The 15566-nt window shown below is 61.4% G+C and carries 14 protein-coding genes; 7 read left to right on the top strand and 7 right to left on the bottom strand.

The window, feature by feature from the left end:
- Positions 1-145 precede the first annotated feature (145 nt).
- The 4 genes from FSY59_RS12240 to FSY59_RS12225 all read right to left on the bottom strand — a co-directional run bounded on the left by FSY59_RS12240 (position 146) and on the right by FSY59_RS12225 (position 4393).
- Positions 146-1144, bottom strand: coding sequence for a tripartite tricarboxylate transporter substrate binding protein (locus FSY59_RS12240; RefSeq protein WP_019044186.1), 999 nt, complete (start codon positions 1142-1144; stop codon positions 146-148).
- Positions 1145-1286: 142 nt separating this feature from the next.
- Positions 1287-2231, bottom strand: coding sequence for an RNA polymerase sigma factor RpoH (gene rpoH, locus FSY59_RS12235; RefSeq protein ID WP_029158804.1), 945 nt, complete (start codon positions 2229-2231; stop codon positions 1287-1289).
- Positions 2232-2408: 177 nt separating this feature from the next.
- A complete protein-coding gene (locus tag FSY59_RS12230) occupies positions 2409-3329 on the bottom strand; it encodes a LysR family transcriptional regulator (protein ID WP_148729036.1) in 921 nt (306 codons plus the stop codon).
- 50 nt (positions 3330-3379) lie between these two features.
- Positions 3380-4393 carry a tripartite tricarboxylate transporter substrate binding protein gene (locus FSY59_RS12225; RefSeq protein WP_003051830.1) on the bottom strand — a complete coding sequence of 338 codons (1014 nt, stop codon included), beginning with the start codon at positions 4391-4393 and terminating at the stop codon, positions 3380-3382.
- Positions 4394-4503: 110 nt separating this feature from the next.
- Here FSY59_RS12225 and FSY59_RS12220 point away from each other — a divergent pair, with 110 nt between their 5' ends.
- Positions 4504-6261, top strand: a complete 1758-nt coding sequence (locus FSY59_RS12220; protein ID WP_019044185.1) for an IlvD/Edd family dehydratase — start codon at positions 4504-4506, stop codon at positions 6259-6261.
- Positions 6262-6321: 60 nt separating this feature from the next.
- Positions 6322-6954, top strand: coding sequence for a GntR family transcriptional regulator (locus FSY59_RS12215; RefSeq protein ID WP_255439372.1), 633 nt, complete (start codon positions 6322-6324; stop codon positions 6952-6954).
- Between the two features lie 8 nt (positions 6955-6962).
- Here the strand turns inward: FSY59_RS12215 and FSY59_RS12210 are convergent, their stop codons facing one another.
- The 3 genes from FSY59_RS12210 to FSY59_RS12200 form a co-directional block, all read right to left on the bottom strand.
- Positions 6963-7778 (bottom strand): 3-keto-5-aminohexanoate cleavage protein, encoded by an 816-nt coding sequence (locus FSY59_RS12210; RefSeq protein ID WP_148729249.1) that lies wholly within the window; start codon positions 7776-7778, stop codon positions 6963-6965.
- The gene (locus tag FSY59_RS12205) at positions 7778-8695 is read right to left on the bottom strand and encodes a 3-hydroxyacyl-CoA dehydrogenase family protein (RefSeq protein WP_255439488.1); all 918 of its coding nucleotides are present in this window, start codon (positions 8693-8695) and stop codon (positions 7778-7780) included. Before FSY59_RS12205 ends, FSY59_RS12210 begins: the two co-directional genes overlap by 1 nt.
- Positions 8696-9344: 649 nt before the next feature.
- Positions 9345-10289: a LysR family transcriptional regulator gene (locus FSY59_RS12200; RefSeq protein WP_148729034.1), complete on the bottom strand. Its 945-nt coding sequence runs from the start codon at positions 10287-10289 to the stop codon at positions 9345-9347.
- A gap of 115 nt (positions 10290-10404) precedes the next feature.
- Here FSY59_RS12200 and FSY59_RS12195 point away from each other — a divergent pair, with 115 nt between their 5' ends.
- The 5 genes from FSY59_RS12195 to FSY59_RS12175 form a co-directional block, all read left to right on the top strand.
- Positions 10405-11382 carry a tripartite tricarboxylate transporter substrate binding protein gene (locus FSY59_RS12195; protein ID WP_043374928.1) on the top strand — a complete coding sequence of 326 codons (978 nt, stop codon included), beginning with the start codon at positions 10405-10407 and terminating at the stop codon, positions 11380-11382.
- Between the two features lie 2 nt (positions 11383-11384).
- Positions 11385-12434, top strand: a complete 1050-nt coding sequence (locus FSY59_RS12190; RefSeq protein ID WP_148729033.1) for a 4-hydroxythreonine-4-phosphate dehydrogenase PdxA — start codon at positions 11385-11387, stop codon at positions 12432-12434.
- Positions 12435-12494: 60 nt separating this feature from the next.
- On the top strand, positions 12495-13667 hold the full coding sequence (locus tag FSY59_RS12185; RefSeq protein WP_003051848.1) for an L-rhamnonate dehydratase: 1173 nt from the start codon (positions 12495-12497) through the stop codon (positions 13665-13667).
- Positions 13668-13678: 11 nt separating this feature from the next.
- Positions 13679-14608 (top strand): dihydrodipicolinate synthase family protein, encoded by a 930-nt coding sequence (locus FSY59_RS12180; protein WP_148729032.1) that lies wholly within the window; start codon positions 13679-13681, stop codon positions 14606-14608.
- A gap of 114 nt (positions 14609-14722) precedes the next feature.
- A partial coding sequence (locus FSY59_RS12175; RefSeq protein WP_148729031.1) for an aldehyde dehydrogenase family protein occupies positions 14723-15566 on the top strand: 844 nt, incomplete at its 3' end.

Here is a 15566-nt window from a genome sequence, read left to right as displayed (position 1 = left end):
TCTCGTTGATACCCGGAGTAGCTTCAGCGTGTGGGATGGAGCAAAACTGGCGCACGTCATCTGCGTGACAGCGAGCAAGCGCCGCCGCGCAGCGAGGCTGTCGTCCCCCTCGGGGGAAGCCGCAAAGCGGCTCAGGGGGGCGTGTTTACTGTGCCGTGATGCCCTGCTCGCGAATGATGGTGCCAAGGGCCTTCACATCCTGCTGGATGCGGTTGCTCAGGCCTTCGGGCGAACTGCCCACGGCTTGCCAGCCTTGCATGGACAGCTTCTGGCGCATTTCTGGCGTGCGCACGATCTCGCTGACGGCTGCCGCCAGCTTGTCCACATGGGCCTTGGGCATGGACTTGGGCGCTGCCACTGCGTTCCAGATTTCCAGGTCGAAGTTGTTGACGCCGAGTTCCTTGAGGCTGGGCAGGCCGGGAGCCAGCGGACTGCGTGCGGCAGAAGTCACGCCAATGCCATGCAGCTTGCCGGCCTGAATCTGCGCCATGGCCAGTGCCGGAGGCAGCATGGACAGCTTCAAATCGCCGCCCTGAATGCCGTTGAACACCTGTGGGTAGCCGGTATAGGGCACATGTACGGCCTTGATGGCCGATCGGCTCTTGAGCAATTCCATGCCCAGGTGGCCCACGGTGCCGACGCCGGGAGAGCCATAGCTCCATTTGTCGCCAGCCTTGGCGGCCGCTTCCATGAAGGCCTTGCCTTGCGGGGCCGATGACGGGGCCACCAGCACCAGCGGCGCCACGCCGATCAGGCTCACGGGCTGCAGATCCTTGATGGGGTCATAGCGCACAGCGGGGTTGAGCATCTTGGCAATGGTCATATTGCCGTTGATCATCACGCTGAAGGTGTAGCCGTCGGCCTTGGCCACGTATTCACCGGCGATATTGCCGCCTGCACCCACACGGTTTTCCACAATGATGGTCTGGCCCAGCTTTTTTTCCAGAGGCTCGGCCAGTGCGCGCGCGCTCAGATCGGGCGAGGAGCCGGCGGGGAATCCCACGATCAGGTGCAGGGGCTTGTCGGGCCAGTTGTCAGCCGCCATGGCGGCTGGAGCCATGGCAGTCGCCATCATGGTGACGCCTGCAGCAATCAGGCTGCGGCGGGACAGATTCTTCAGAATTTGCGAAGTGCGAATAGGCATGGCAGGTCTCTTTTGAATTTTTGATGGGTGATCGCTGTGCATGAAAACATGCATCGATTCCGAAAAATAAAAAACCCGGAAATTATCCGGGTTTGAGGTTCAACATTTCAGCCTTTTAAGGCCCTGGTGCGCAAGTTGGCGTTTACGCAAACTCGGCCAGCGCTTTTTTCATCTTTTTCATGGCGGCTACTTCAATCTGGCGAATGCGCTCGGCGCTCACGCCATATTCGGCAGCCAGCTCATGCAGCGTCATGCCGCCGGAGCCGTCGTCATTGACCTTGAGCCAGCGCTCTTCAACGATGCGGCGGCTGCGGTCATCCAGGCCCTCCAGGGCCATGACCAGACCATCGGTCGCCAGATGATCGCGCTGACGCGATTCAAGCATGGCGGTAGGCTCGTGGCTGGCGTCGGCCAGGTAGGCGATGGGGCCGAAGGCCTGCTCTCCGTCGTCGCTGGGAGAAGGATCCAGCAGCACATCGCCGCCGGCCAGACGGGTTTCCATCTCGATGACTTCCTCGCGCTTGACGTTGAGCTTGGCAGCGACAGCGTCAATTTCGTTTGAGGTCAGGGTTTCGCGCAGGGCCAGTTCATCGTCGGCCATGGCGGCATCGGACTTCAGCTCATGCTTCATCGAGCGCAGATTGAAGAACAGCTTGCGCTGGGCCTTGGTCGTGGCGACCTTGACCATGCGCCAGTTCTTCAGAATGTATTCGTGGATTTCCGCCTTGATCCAGTGCATGGCGTAGCTGACCAGACGCACACCCTGATCAGGGTCGAAGCGTTTGACAGCCTTCATCAGGCCCACATTGCCTTCCTGAATCAGGTCGCCGTGAGGCAGGCCATAGCCCAGGTACTGGCGTGAGATGGAGACGACCAGACGCAGGTGAGACATCACCAGACGCCCGGCGGCGTCCAGATCATTGTGTTCTTTGAGCTTGCGAGCGTAGTCCTGCTCTTCCTCAAGGGTGAGCATTGGCATACGATTGACCGCCGAGATATAGGCATCCAGGTTGCCCAGCGGAGGTACCAGCGCCCAGGGGTTCGCGGGCGCCAGGGCAGTAGCAATGGAGCCGGAGGCAGTTTTCATTGCAGGTTTCCTTTCTTCCATGATCTTCATATTAGCACTCCGTTAGAGAGAGTGCTAAAGACAAAGTTCCCACAGCTTTTGTTGGTTTTCTGATGGCGCAGGCGGTTTGTAGCGATTCATGGAGAATTTCTTACATTCCCTTCGATCTCTGTCTTTTCCGGCCTCCGGAGCGGTGCTCTAGCTGGAATGAAAGGCCAGGTTTTGCAGGCTCGCTCTGATTAATGTCTCTAATTTCCTAGCAGCCGAGCTTCGAGGTGCGTGGCGGCGCATCACTATGCCCAAAGGACGTTGAATTCCAGGGGCCGACAAGGGAATCTGCGCGAGGCGGTCGGCCTGTAGCAGCGATATGGCTGTTTCGGGTAGCGCGCTGATGCCCAGGCCCGCACTGACCAGAGCTCCTATGGTTGCTATATGGTCAACTTCAAAGACAGGAGCGAAATAAAGCCCTTTTGAGAGCAGATCCGCATCAATGTACTGGCGCACGCTGGCAGAGCTTGGCATGGAGACATGCGGGTAGTCCAGGGTGGTCTCGATCGGGATGGGACCTGCCTGCCTGGATAGAGGATGGTCATCGGGACAGATGATAAAGAACTGGTCTTCCATCAGTTGTTCATAGGCGAGGTCTTCCTGCTTGGGATCGGCTGCAGTGAGTGCAAAGTCGACCTTGCCATCACGAACGAGATCAAACGCTGCTCCCGACAAGGTATCAAGCAAGGCAAGGCGCACCCCGGGGTGAATCCGCGTGAATTCGGCAAAGACCTTTGGCAGCAGCGAGGCGGCCAGAGAGGGAAGTGCAGCAACCGTCACCGAACCAGTTCTGAGCTGTACGGTGTCCGTCACGGCGCGCAAGGCACGCTGCGTATCGCGCAAGATCTCCTGGGCATGGGCGATAAAGACATGGCCCGCATCGGTCAGCTCGACGGCGCGAGTAGTGCGCTCAAACAGTCTTGCTCCGATCTGGGCTTCTACACGCGCAATCAGGGCCGACAGCGCAGACTGCGAGAGGTGAACCTGGAGCGCGGCTTGGCCAAAGCTCTTGGTCTGGCTCAGAGCGACCACCGCCCTCAGGTCTTTGGTTGATAGATTGGCTTCCACCACAGCAGTATAGGTAGCGGAGCTGCAGCTTTTTGCAGCTCCGCCATCTGCGCTTATTCAGCCTTGATGTCGCTGTCTTTGATCAATTTGGCCCACTTGGCGTACTCGGCATTGATGATCTTGGCCGACTCTTCAGGCGTGTTGTAGGTGGCAATGGCGCCCTGGGCAAGCATGGAGTCCTTGACATCCTGCTTGGACAGAATCACTTTCAGCGCCGAATTGATCTTCTGAATGACTGCAACTGGCGTTCCTGCAGGAGCCGTGAGCGCAAACATGGAGCTGACCTGCATGTCTGGAAATCCGGCTTCCACCACGGTAGCGATATCTGGAACCGAGGCGACGCGTTCTTTGGTGGTGGTGGCCAGGGCACGGAGCTTGCCTGCCTTGATCTGGCTTTGTGCGGCAGGAACGGTGTCAATCATGGCATTGATCTGACCGCCGAGCAGGTCGGAAAGAGCGGGGCCGCTGCCTTTGTAGGGTACATGCACGACTTCCACCTGCGTCTGGCGCTTGAACATCTCGATCGAGAGATGCTGGGGCGAGCCATTGCCTGCGGAAGCGAAGGTGACGCTGCCAGGGCTGGCCTTGGCGAGGGCGACCAGTTCCTTGACGGATTTCGCCTGAACATTGGGATTGACTACAAATACCAGCGGAACGCTGCCAACCACCGAGATGTGCGCGAAGCTCTTGTGGATGTCAAAAGGAGTCACCGCAGGCGTCAGTGCTGCATTGATGGTGTGGCTTGTGAAGGCGCCCATCAGCAAGGTGTAGCCATCGGCAGGTGATTTGGCAACTTGACCCGCCCCCAGACTGCCGCCAGCTCCGGCACGGTTATCGACGACGAACTGCTGCCCGAGCTGGTCTGAAAGCTGTTTGGCGAGAACGCGGCCAATGACATCGGTCGCTCCGCCCGGCGCATAGGGAACCACCAGCCTCACGGGTTTGTTGGGGTAGTCGGTCTGCGCACTGGCTGCTCCCGATGCGCCGGCTGCAACGAGGGCGGTTGCAAGCAGGTTAACGAGCTTGCGGCGGTACATGCCCGGATTGACGGGGTCTGTGGGTTTCATGAAGTCTCCTTAGGGTTTTCAGGTATGCGCTTTCTGGTTCGAGCGCTCGATTTTTCTTTTAATCAATAATATTATTAATAATCAGTGCATCAACAATGGTTAACCCTTCCATGACGAACAAGCCAGACCAGCAAGCCACGATTCATCCGGAAGCCGCTTCGAGCGGCATCTCCAAAGGACTCACCAACTACGGTGATCGCGGCTTTTCTCTTTTTTTGCGCAAGGCCTTCATCAAAGGAGCGGGCTATACCGACAAGGCGCTGGACAGGCCTGTGATCGGTATCACGAACACCGGCAGCTCCTACAACCCTTGTCACGGAAACATGCCGCAACTGATTGAGGCGGTGAAGCGCGGCATCCTGATGGCCGGCGGGCTGCCCATGGACTTCCCGACCATCTCCTTGCACGAGAGCTTTTCCCAGCCGACCAGCATGTATCTGCGCAACCTCATGTCCATGGACACAGAGGAGATGCTGCGAGCGCAGCCCATGGATGCGGTCGTGCTGATCGGGGGGTGTGACAAAACGGTGCCGGCCCAGCTGATGGGTGCGGCTTCGGTCGGACTGCCGGCGATTCAGCTGGTGACCGGCTCCATGCTCACCGGATCGCATCGAAGCGAAAGAGTGGGGGCCTGCACCGATTGCCGACGCTACTGGGGCAAATTTCGTGCCGAAGAAATTGATGCGGAGGAAATTTCCGACGTCAACAATCAGCTCGTCGCCAGTGTGGGCACCTGCTCGGTGGCGGGCACTGCCAGCACGATGGCTTGTATCGCAGAAGCTCTGGGAATTGGCCTTCCTGGCAGCGCGACCCCTCCAGCGGTCACTGCCGACCGCATCCGGGTTGCAGAGCGATCCGGTGAGGTGGCTGTGCACATGGCGCGTGCAGGATTGAGCATTGACAAGATTCTCACACCAGCTGCCTTCGAAAACGCCATGCGCGTGCTGCTGGCCATGGGGGGCTCGACCAATGCCATCGTGCATATGGCAGCGATCGCAGGTCGTTTGGGATACGAGCTGGATCTCAAGGCCTTGGACGTCATGAGCCGCAATACTCCGGTGTTGCTCGACCTCAAGCCGTCCGGCGACCACTACATGGAGGACTTTCATGCCGCGGGCGGCATGCATACCCTGCTTCGAGAGCTCAAGCCCCTGCTGCACCTCGATGCTCTGACCGTGACGGGGCGCACCCTGGGCGAGGAGCTGGAGGCGGCAGGTCCCGGCTTCAAGCAGCATGTGGTGAAGACTCTGGATGCTCCCTTGTATCCACAGGGCGGCATTGCCGTGCTGCACGGCAATCTTGCCCCGGCAGGAGCCATCATCAAGCAGTCCGCAGCCAACCCCGAGCTGATGGAGCATGAGGGCCGTGCCGTTGTCTTCGAGAATGCGGAGGATTTGGCCGCGCGTATCGACTCGCCCGAGCTGGATGTCCGGGCCGAGGATGTGCTGGTGCTCAAGAACATCGGCCCCAAAGGAGCGGCGATGCCGGAAGCGGGTTACCTGCCCATTCCCCAGAAACTCGCTGCCCAAGGCGTGAAAGACATGGTGCGTGTCTCCGATGGGCGTATGAGTGGCACCGCTTTCGGCACCATCGTCCTGCATGTGACGCCCGAGGCGGCAATTGGCGGGCCCTTGGCCTGGGTGCAAACCGGGGACAGAATTCGCCTGTCGGTGCGCGAGCGCTGTATTGAATGGCTGGTCAGTGAGGAAGAGCTGGCTATGCGTCAGAATGCCAAGCCTGTTCAAGTTCCTGCCGCAGAGCGTGGCTACGCGCATCTGTTCAAGAAAACTGTTTTGCAGGCTGATCGTGGCGCAGACTTTGATTTCTTGACTGCGACGCAGCGCAAGGGTTCGATTCCAAGGAGTTAAGTTCATATGCCGACGGGCGCTTTTGCCAGGGAGCGCCGTCCATCCGAGGACGGTGCATCCGTGATTGCCGCGACATTGGAGGAAGACATCGTTCTGGGCCTCTTGGCTCCCAGAGTGCGTCTTGTTGAAGACGAGCTGATGGAACGGTTCGCAGCCAAACGCCATGTGGTGCGAGACGCGCTGGCTCGGCTCGAAAGCGCTGGTCTGCTTGAGCGCAGGCGCAATATTGGCTCCATGGTGAAGGCCTTCAGCAGAGACGAGGTCATTCATCTCTACGAAATGAGAGAGCTGCTCGAGCTGGAGGCGATGCGCAGAATTGCGCTGCCTCTGGACCGTGATGCCCTGGAGCAGCTCAGGCGCATTCAGGCCGGGCACGACGCAGCGATCCAGCAACAGGAGCCGCGCGGCATTTTTCGGACCAACCAGGAGTTTCATCGGCTGTTGTTTGCGCAATGCGGCAATGTTTTCCTGTCGCAATCCATCGAAGACTTCGCCCGCCAAACGCATGCGATTCGATTTGGAACGCTGATGTCCAGAGAGCGTCAGTTGCAATCCCAACAGGAGCATCACGAGCTGCTGGCGGTACTGGCGCAGGGGGAGGGCTCGCGGGAGCGCCTGATCCGTCTGACCGCAGAGCATCTTGTGCCTCCAAGAGACCATTACCTGAAGACACAAGAGGCGCTGCTGCCTTGAAGTGCTGATCAGTTTAGGAACAGGCTTCGAATATCGTCAGCCGTGGCCAGCGGACGGCCCAGCGCTGCGGCCCCCTGGCAGACCTGGGCGACCAGGGCGGCATTGCTTGCAGCCGGCTCACCACTCTTCAGGAACAGGTTGTTCTCGAAGCCGACGCGTGCATGCCCTCCCAGGCTGGCTGCAGCCATCGCGCACGCGTTTTCCTGAGGGCCGAAGGCGCACATTGCCCATGGATAGACATCGTCATGGGCATTCAGGAACGGCAGCAGATCGATGGGCGAAGAGGTCTGACCGGCAGAGTAACGGCCCAGTACAAAAAGCAGAAACCATTTGTTTTCCGGGATGACGCCGCTTGCACGCAGGCGTTGCCAGGCCTGCACGTCCGCCACGTCATACAGGATGATCTGGGTCATCACATTGCTCTGCTTGAGCCATGTGAAGAAGGAGTGGATATCCGCTTCGGGAACTTCAGGTTTGAGTATCTCGCGCAAGCCGACGGAGATCGCTTCCGGCGCCGTTTCTCGTGCGACCCGCATCTGCTCGTGTGGCTGGTAGACCTGAGCCGCTTCGGTGGTGACCTGAACCACCAGTTCCTGGCCCACCGCTTTGCGCACTGCGGCAGTGGCTTCAAGGTAGGCGTGGGCATCGAGCAAATGCCTGCCGTCAGGCTTGCGCACATGCATATGAATCATGGACGCACCGCAGTCCAGGCATTCCTTGGCGGTCTGTGCCAGATCGGCGGCAGTCAATGGAACCTCGGGGTGCTGTTCCCTGGTCTTGTAGGCTCCGTTGGGAGCAACGGTGATGATCAGCGGTGTATTCATCATGCGCTTTCTTCTTGCTCGGCGGCATCGCCCACGGCAGGCAGTTCGCTTTTGAGAAGTTCGAGACCTGCCAGCAGTGTCCTCTGGTAGCGCTGTTTCTCTTGGGCGATGCTCTCCGGAGTCCACTTGAAAAAACCTTCTCCGGACTTCATGCCGAACTTGCCTTCAGCCACTCTTTGCGACAGGCATGGGCTAGGCTCCTTGTTGGCCGCCAGAGACGGGTACATCGTTGCTCCAGCGGCGCAGTGGACTTCCAGACCCGCATGGTCGCGCTGAAGCACGGGACCTGCTGCGAGAAAGCGGAATCCGAAGCCAAAGCGCACGGCTGCATCCACATCCTCGGCCGATGCAATGCCCGCTTCAATCAGTGCAAAAGCCTCGCGAGCCAGCGCGTGCTGAAGGCGGTTCGCCAGAAAGCCTGGCAAATCCTTCCTGACCAGCACCGGAACCATGCCGCACTGGCGCATGAAGGCATGAAGGTTCTCTGCGCATTCCATGCGGGACGCCTCGCCACACACCACTTCAACGAGAGGCGTCAGGTGCGCAGGCATGAAGAAATGCAGACCCAGCATGCGTTCCTGTGTTGGCAGGCCTTGTGCAATTGCGGTGATGGGAAAGCTCGAGCTGTTGCTGGCCAGCAATGCATCCTTGCGGGCGCGCTGCTCGAGTTGCCTGAAAAGCGCTTGCTTGATGTCCAAACGCTCCGGGATGCATTCGATCACCAGGTCCACAGAGTTCCAGTCAAGATCGTCCAAGGACGATACGACGGACAGCCGGGCAAGGTGCTGAGCCGCGCCCAGCTGGATCAATCCCTCACGGACTTGCTCAGGGACTTTGGCGGCCCGGTCGGCGTCGGGTTCGATCACCGTCGTTCTGCAAGCTCCGCGGCAAAGGACGACCGCGACATCGGCTCCCATTGTTCCGCCGCCAATAACCACAGCGTGTGAACGCGAGGGGCGGAAAAAATGCCCAGGCGCACTGAAAATCGTTTGCTTCAACGGGTGTCTCCAGGTTTCGTATGTCTTGAAGACAGTTTGGATGGCGGCAATAAATTTGATAAGCAAATTTATTGGGATGACTATCCTGTTTCTTGAATGTATTGCTGTGCTTCCGCCGGCGTGACTAGGCAAGGCCACGGCGCAGTGCGAGCGCGCCAGGGCCGTGCTGACGCAGCAGCCGAAAGCCCTGGCCTTCGTTTGTCAGCATGTAACTGATGTGCGGTGGTCTGCGAGTCTTCTGGCCATCCGTGCACGCATTGCCGAGGCCCTTTGCCATGAGGAGCAGACGCCATAAGCCCCTGGCCTAATCGCCGGTGCTGGACGGCCCCAGAGCAGCTCCGAGGCCTTGATGTGTTCAACGTCCATGACGGTTTTGCATACCGCAAGCGTTGTATCTAACAGGCACAGCACTCATTCATCGATGCTTCGGGGTTGATGTGGCATGTGCCGGGAGCCGGGCCCTGGCGGCCAGTGCTTCCAGAGGACCGGGGTCTTTCACCGAACCTCAGCGGCCTTGGTCTGACGGTCTTGAAAAAGGGCCGCTTGTCACGACCGGCCACGCCACGCTTCAGGCTGCTGCATCGTGACGGTGCAGCAGATCCAGGAACATCTGTGCCGAGCGGCTGATGGGCCTGTCCTTGCGTACCAGGCTGCCGTAGGCCTCCAGACTGTGCTTGGTCCGATACGGCAGGATATGCAGCATGCCGTGGGCAGCATGAAGGTCCGCCACCGTGCGCGGAATCACGCCCACCATATTCGAGCTTCGCACCAGATTGATGGTGGTGAGTATGGAGCCGGTTTCGATCAGGCCGCGCGGCAGCGGCAGACTGTGCTCGCGGAACTCCTGCTCGATCAAGCTGCGCATGGGGCTGCCAGGCGGCTGCATCACCCAGCCATGCCCCTGCAAGGCCTGCAGACCGGGCCGCTGCAGCGACAGCAGAGGATGCTCCTTGCGCACGATGAAGGCCAGTTGCTCGTCGTCGATCGGGCAAAAGCGGCAATCGCTGCCCGCTTCATTGGTCATGCGCCCGACGACTACCTCCAGCACTCCTTCACGCAGCTGGGCCAGCAGGCGATCACTGGTGTCCACGGCCACTTCCAGCTCCAGCAGGGGCAACTGCTGCTTCAGCTCCAGCAGGGCCTGGGTGAGGCGCCCGGGTGAGGCGGCCATGATGCTGCCCACGGCCAGCCGTCCGGAGCTTCCCTGGCGCAGCTCGCCCAGTTCGCGATTCAGGGCCTCGATATTGCCGCGCAGCGAACGGAAATATTCCAGCACCCGCTCTCCTGCCGCATTGCGCTGCAGCCGGCGGCCCACGCGCTCGAACAGCCGCTGACCCAGGGCGTCTTCGAGCTCCTGCAGCATCTTGGTGGCTGCCGGCTGGGTCAGACCGAGCTCGGCCGCTGCTGCACGCAAGGTCTGGCGCTCGTCGATGGCCAGTATCAAGGCCACCTGGCGCATGCGCAGCCGGTTCAGCAGCTGTGGCGTGTTGTCGCTTTTGTCGATTGATCCCATGGCATGGTTTCTTATTGCTTCAGGTTATCGATTAATCAATAACTTTCAGTTTACGCATATCAGCGGCTTCCCTAGGATCGGGCTGCGATGAAATAAAAAAGCCAAGGAGACAAATGTGCAAAGACGTCATCTACTTTCCATAGCCGCCCTGTGCGGCGCCGCCGCGCTGCCCTGGCAGGTCCAGGCACAGGACTCTGCGAACTGGCCCGTCAAGCCCGTGCGCATGCTGGTGGGTTCTGCGCCCGGAGGCGGCACCGATGCCATGGCCCGCGCCGTGGCCGACCGACTGGGGCCGCTGCTCAAGCAGCCGGTGATCGTGGAGAACCGGCCCGGCGTCTCCAATACGCTGGCCGTGGACATGACGGCCAAGGCCACGGATGGGCACACCATGGTCATGGGCGTGGTCACGGCCCATGCCATCGCACCGCATCTGCTCAAGCTGGGGTATGACAACAACCGGGATCTGGTTCCCGTGGCCTTTGTCGGCTCGGTGCCCAATGTGCTGGTGGTGGGCAACTCCGTTGCCGCCAACACGGTGGCGGAGCTGGTGGCCATGGCCAGGAAGAATCCCGGTCAGATCAATTTCGCCAGCAGCGGTACGGGCAGCACCCAGCATATCGCTGCCGAGGTGTTCAAGGATGCCGCAGGCATTCAGATCACCCACGTGCCCTACAAGGGCAGTGCCGCGGCCCTGGTCGATCTGGTCAGCGGCCAGGTGCAGATGAGCTTCGACACCATGCCCTCGGTCATAGGCCAGATCAAGGCCGGCAAGCTGCGCGCTCTGGCGGTCACTTCTCCCCAGCGCAACCCTCAGCTGCCCCAGGTGCCGACCATGGCCGAAGCGGGCCTGCGCGACGTGGAGATCAGCGCCTGGTACGGCATCTACATGCCCGCCTCCACGCCCAAGGCTGTGCAGCAGAAAGTGCATGACGAGGTCAACAAGGTCATCGCCATGCCCGAGACCAAGACCCGTCTCGAAGCCGTGGGTGCCGAGCTGCGGCCCATGGCCCAGGCCGACTTCGGCAGTTTTCACCTCGCCGAGTACAAACGCTTCGGCGACATCATTCGCAAGAACAACATCAAGCTGGACTGAGCATGAGCAAGGCTTCTTTTCCCGTTGTCGCCCTGACCCTGGGCGATCCTTCCGGCATCGGCGCCGAACTGATTGCACGTTTGCTGGCCAGGCCGCAAGCCACCGAGCAGGCGAACCTGGTGTTGATAGGCGATCCCTGGCTCTGGGAGCAGGGCCAGCGTATCGCCGGACTGCAGGTGGCAACCGCGGCGCTGGCCGGCCTGTCTGCCGCGCGCGAGCGTGCCGACACGCGGCTGCCGGCCTTTGTGGCCGTGGACACCATCGCCCAGGCCGATGTGGTGCAGGGGCAGGTGGGGGCGGCAGGCGGCCGCTCGGTACTGCAGGTGCTAGACCAATGCATGGATGCGGCCCTGGCCGGCGATATCGACGCCATCTGCTTTGCGCCCTTGAACAAGCAGGCCATGAAGCTGGGCGGCCTGCACCACGAGGACGAGCTGCACCACTTTGCCGAGTACCTGGGCGTGACCGGCTACTTCTGCGAGTTCAACACGCTGGGCGATCTCTGGACCTCGCGCATTTCCTCCCACGTGCCGCTCAAGGATGTGGCCGGCTATCTGAGCCAGGAGCGCATCAGCCAGGCGGCCGAGCTGATCTACAACGCCTTGCGCGCCAGCGGCCTGGCTGCTCCCAAGGTGGCGATTGCCGGCTTCAACCCGCACAACGGCGATGGCGGAACCTGCGGTCGCGAGGAAATCGACATCATCGCGCCCGCCGTCCAGGCCCTGCAGGCGCGCGACTGGCCCAGCGATGCGCCGTTCCACGGCCCGTTCCCGGCCGACACCATCTTTCTCAAGGCCCAGGCCGGCGAGTACCAGGCCATCGTGACCATGTACCACGACCAGGGCCAGATCGCCATCAAGCTGCTGGGCTTCTCGCGCGGGGTGACGGTGCAGGGCGGCCTGCCGATTCCCATCACCACGCCGGCCCACGGCACGGCCTACGACATCGCGGGCCAGGGCAAGGCCAATGTGGAAGCCACCTGGCAGGCGCTGCAGATCGCCGCGCGCATGGGGGCCGCCCACCGTGATCGCCAGGTCGCCCCAACTGTCTGAGCCCATTTTCCGGGCGGCCTGGGCCGCCTGTCCTACCCACTCTTTGCTTCCGAGGTCTGTATGAAGATCAAGTCCGTCCGCGCCCGTGTCTATGAATGGAAGGGCAAGACCGTTCCGCCCCAGGGCAACTTCTGCTCCAACGCCATGGATCTGGTGTACTCCAACACCGAGTCCATGAGCACCTTCCGCTTCCATTCGTGGACCGTGGTCGAGATCGAAACCGATGACGGCATCATCGGTCTGGGCAACGTGGCCCTGGCGCCAAGAATAGCCAAGGCCATCATCGACGAGTACCTGGCGCCCCTGGTCATCGGCCAGGACCCCTGGGACTACGAATACCTGTGGCAGCGCATGTACCGCGCCACCCATGCCTGGGGCCGCAAGGGCGTGACGATGGCCGCCATCTCGGCTGTGGACCTGGCCATCTGGGACATCCTGGGCAAGAGCGTGAACAAGCCCGTGTTCAAGCTGCTGGGCGGGCGCACCAAGGAAAAGATTCCCTGCTACTACAGCAAGCTCTACCGCACCGACCTGAAAGAGATGCAGGACGAAGCACAGAAATTCCTGGATCAGGGCTTCAAGGCCTTCAAGATGCGCTTCGGCTACGGGCCCGCCCATTTGCAGGACGGTGTGAAGGAGAATCTCAAGTCCGTCGAAGCCATCCGTGAAGTGATCGGCTACGACACCGACCTGATGCTGGAGTGCTACATGGGCTGGAACCTGGAGTATGCCAAGCGCATGCTGCCCAAGCTGGCCAGGTTCGAGCCGCGCTGGCTGGAAGAGCCTGTGATCGCCGACGACATCGACGGCTACGCCGAGCTCAACGCCATGAACATCGTTCCCATCTCGGGCGGCGAGCACGAGTTTTCGCTCTACGGCTTCAAGCAGCTGCTGGACAGGAAGGCCGTCTCCGTCGTGCAGTACGACACCAACCGCGTGGGCGGCATCACGGCGGCGCACAAGATCAATGCCCTGTGCGAAGCCTATTCAGTGCCCGTGATCCCGCATGCCGGCCAGATGCACAACTACCACCTGACCATGAGCACGCTGGCTTCGCCCATGGCCGAGTACTTCCCCATCTTCGACGTGGAAGTCGGCAACGAGCTGTTCTGGTACATCTTCGACGGCGAACCGGTTGCCGACAACGGCTTCCTGCAACTGCGCGACGACGTGCCTGGCCTGGGCCTCACGCTCAAGACCGAGTATCTGGACCAGTTCCACATCATCGATTGAGGAGACGCAGCATGCCAGCACCCTCCAATCCCCGTTACCGGGGCATCTTCCCCGTCGTGCCCACCACCTTCCACGAGGACGGCACGCTGGACCTGACCAGCCAGAAGCGCTGCCTGGAGTTCATGATCGACTCGGGCGTGGACGGCCTGTGCATCCTTGCCAACTTCTCCGAGCAGTTCCTGGTTTCGGATGAGGAGCGCGAAATCCTCACGCGCACGGCCCTGGAGCATGTGGGCGGCCGTGTGCCGGTGATCGTGACCACCACGCACACCAGTACCAAAATCTGCGCCGAGCGCAGCCGCCGTGCCCAGGACATGGGCGCCGCCATGGTCATGGTCATGCCGCCCTACCACGGCGCCACCTTCCGCTTCGGCGAAGCCCAGGTGCAGGCCTTCTACCAGGGCGTGTCCGACGCCATCGACATCCCCATCATGGTCCAGGACGCACCGGCCGCGGGCACGCCGCTGTCGCCGGCCTTTCTGGCCCGCATGGCCAGGGAGATAGCGCAGGTCAGCTACTTCAAGATGGAAACCGCCGGTGCGGCGGGCAAGCTGCGCGAACTGATCACCCTGGGCGGCGAAGCGATAGAAGGCCCCTGGGACGGCGAGGAAGCCATCACGCTGCTGGCCGACCTGGAGGCCGGCGCCACGGGCGCCATGACGGGCGGCGGCTTTGCCGACGGCATACGCCCCATCATCGAGGCGCACCGCGCAGGCGACAAGGACAAGGCCTTCGAGCAGTACCAGCGCTGGCTGCCGCTGATCAACCACGAAAACCGCCAGGCCGGCTTCCTCGCCGCCAAGGCGCTGATGAAGGAGGGCGGCGTGATCGCCTGCGATGCGCCGCGCTCGCCCTGGCCGCCCATGCACCCCGAGGTGCGACGCCAGTTGCTGGACATCGCCCGCCGGCTGGACCCGCTGGTGCTGCGCTGGGCCCGTTGAGACGACTATGAATACAGGAGCTGGTTGCGCTTTTTCATTAAGGAGTTCAGGTGCTTTTTATACTGAAATCTATGAATAGCAAGTGCAGCAAGCTCCTCTATCAAGAGCATATCCATGACCCAACACCACAACCTCATCAACGGCCAATGGACGGCTGCTGACAGCTATTGCCCCAACACCAACCCCAGCGACCTGTCCGACGTGATCGGCGAGTACGCCCAGGGGGGTGCCGAGGACGTGCAGGCCGCCGTGGCCGCCGCCGCTGCCGCTTTCCCAGTCTGGTCCACCTCGGGCATCCAGGCGCGCTCCGACGCCCTGGACAAGATAGCCACGGAAATCCTGGCGCGCAAGGCGGAGCTGGGCGAGCTGCTGGCCCGCGAAGAAGGCAAGACCCTGCCCGAAGCCATTGGCGAAGTCGGCCGCGCCGGCCAGATCTTCAAGTTCTTTGCCGGTGAATGCCTGCGCCTCACTGGCGAGACCGTGCCTTCGGTGCGTCCCGGCATCGGTGTGGAAATCACGCGCGAGCCCATCGGTGTGGTCGGCCTGATCACGCCCTGGAACTTCCCCATCGCCATCCCCGCCTGGAAGATCGCTCCGGCCCTGGCCAACGGCTGCTGCGTGGTGCTCAAGCCCGCCGACCTGGTGCCCGGCAGTGCCTGGGCCCTGGCCGACATCATCCACCGCTCTGGCATCCCCGCCGGTGTCTTCAACCTGGTCATGGGCCGCGGCCGCGTGATCGGTGAAGCCCTGGTCAACCACGCCGACGTGGCGGCGATCAGCTTCACGGGCTCGACGGGCGTGGGCCGTGGCATTGCCGAAGCCTGCGTGAAAAGCGGCAAGAAGGTGCAGCTGGAAATGGGCGGCAAGAATCCCCAGATCGTGCTGGACGATGCCGACCTGAACCAGGCCGTGGAACTGTCGGCCCAGAGCGGCTTCTACTCCAGCGGCCAGCGCTGCA

It is taken from the genome of Comamonas sp. Z3 (assembly GCF_008121565.1).
Taxonomy (GTDB): domain Bacteria; phylum Pseudomonadota; class Gammaproteobacteria; order Burkholderiales; family Burkholderiaceae_C; genus Comamonas; species Comamonas brasiliensis.
The sequence above is the reverse complement of the archived record's forward strand: the minus strand, read 5'-3'. Positions and strand labels throughout refer to the sequence as shown.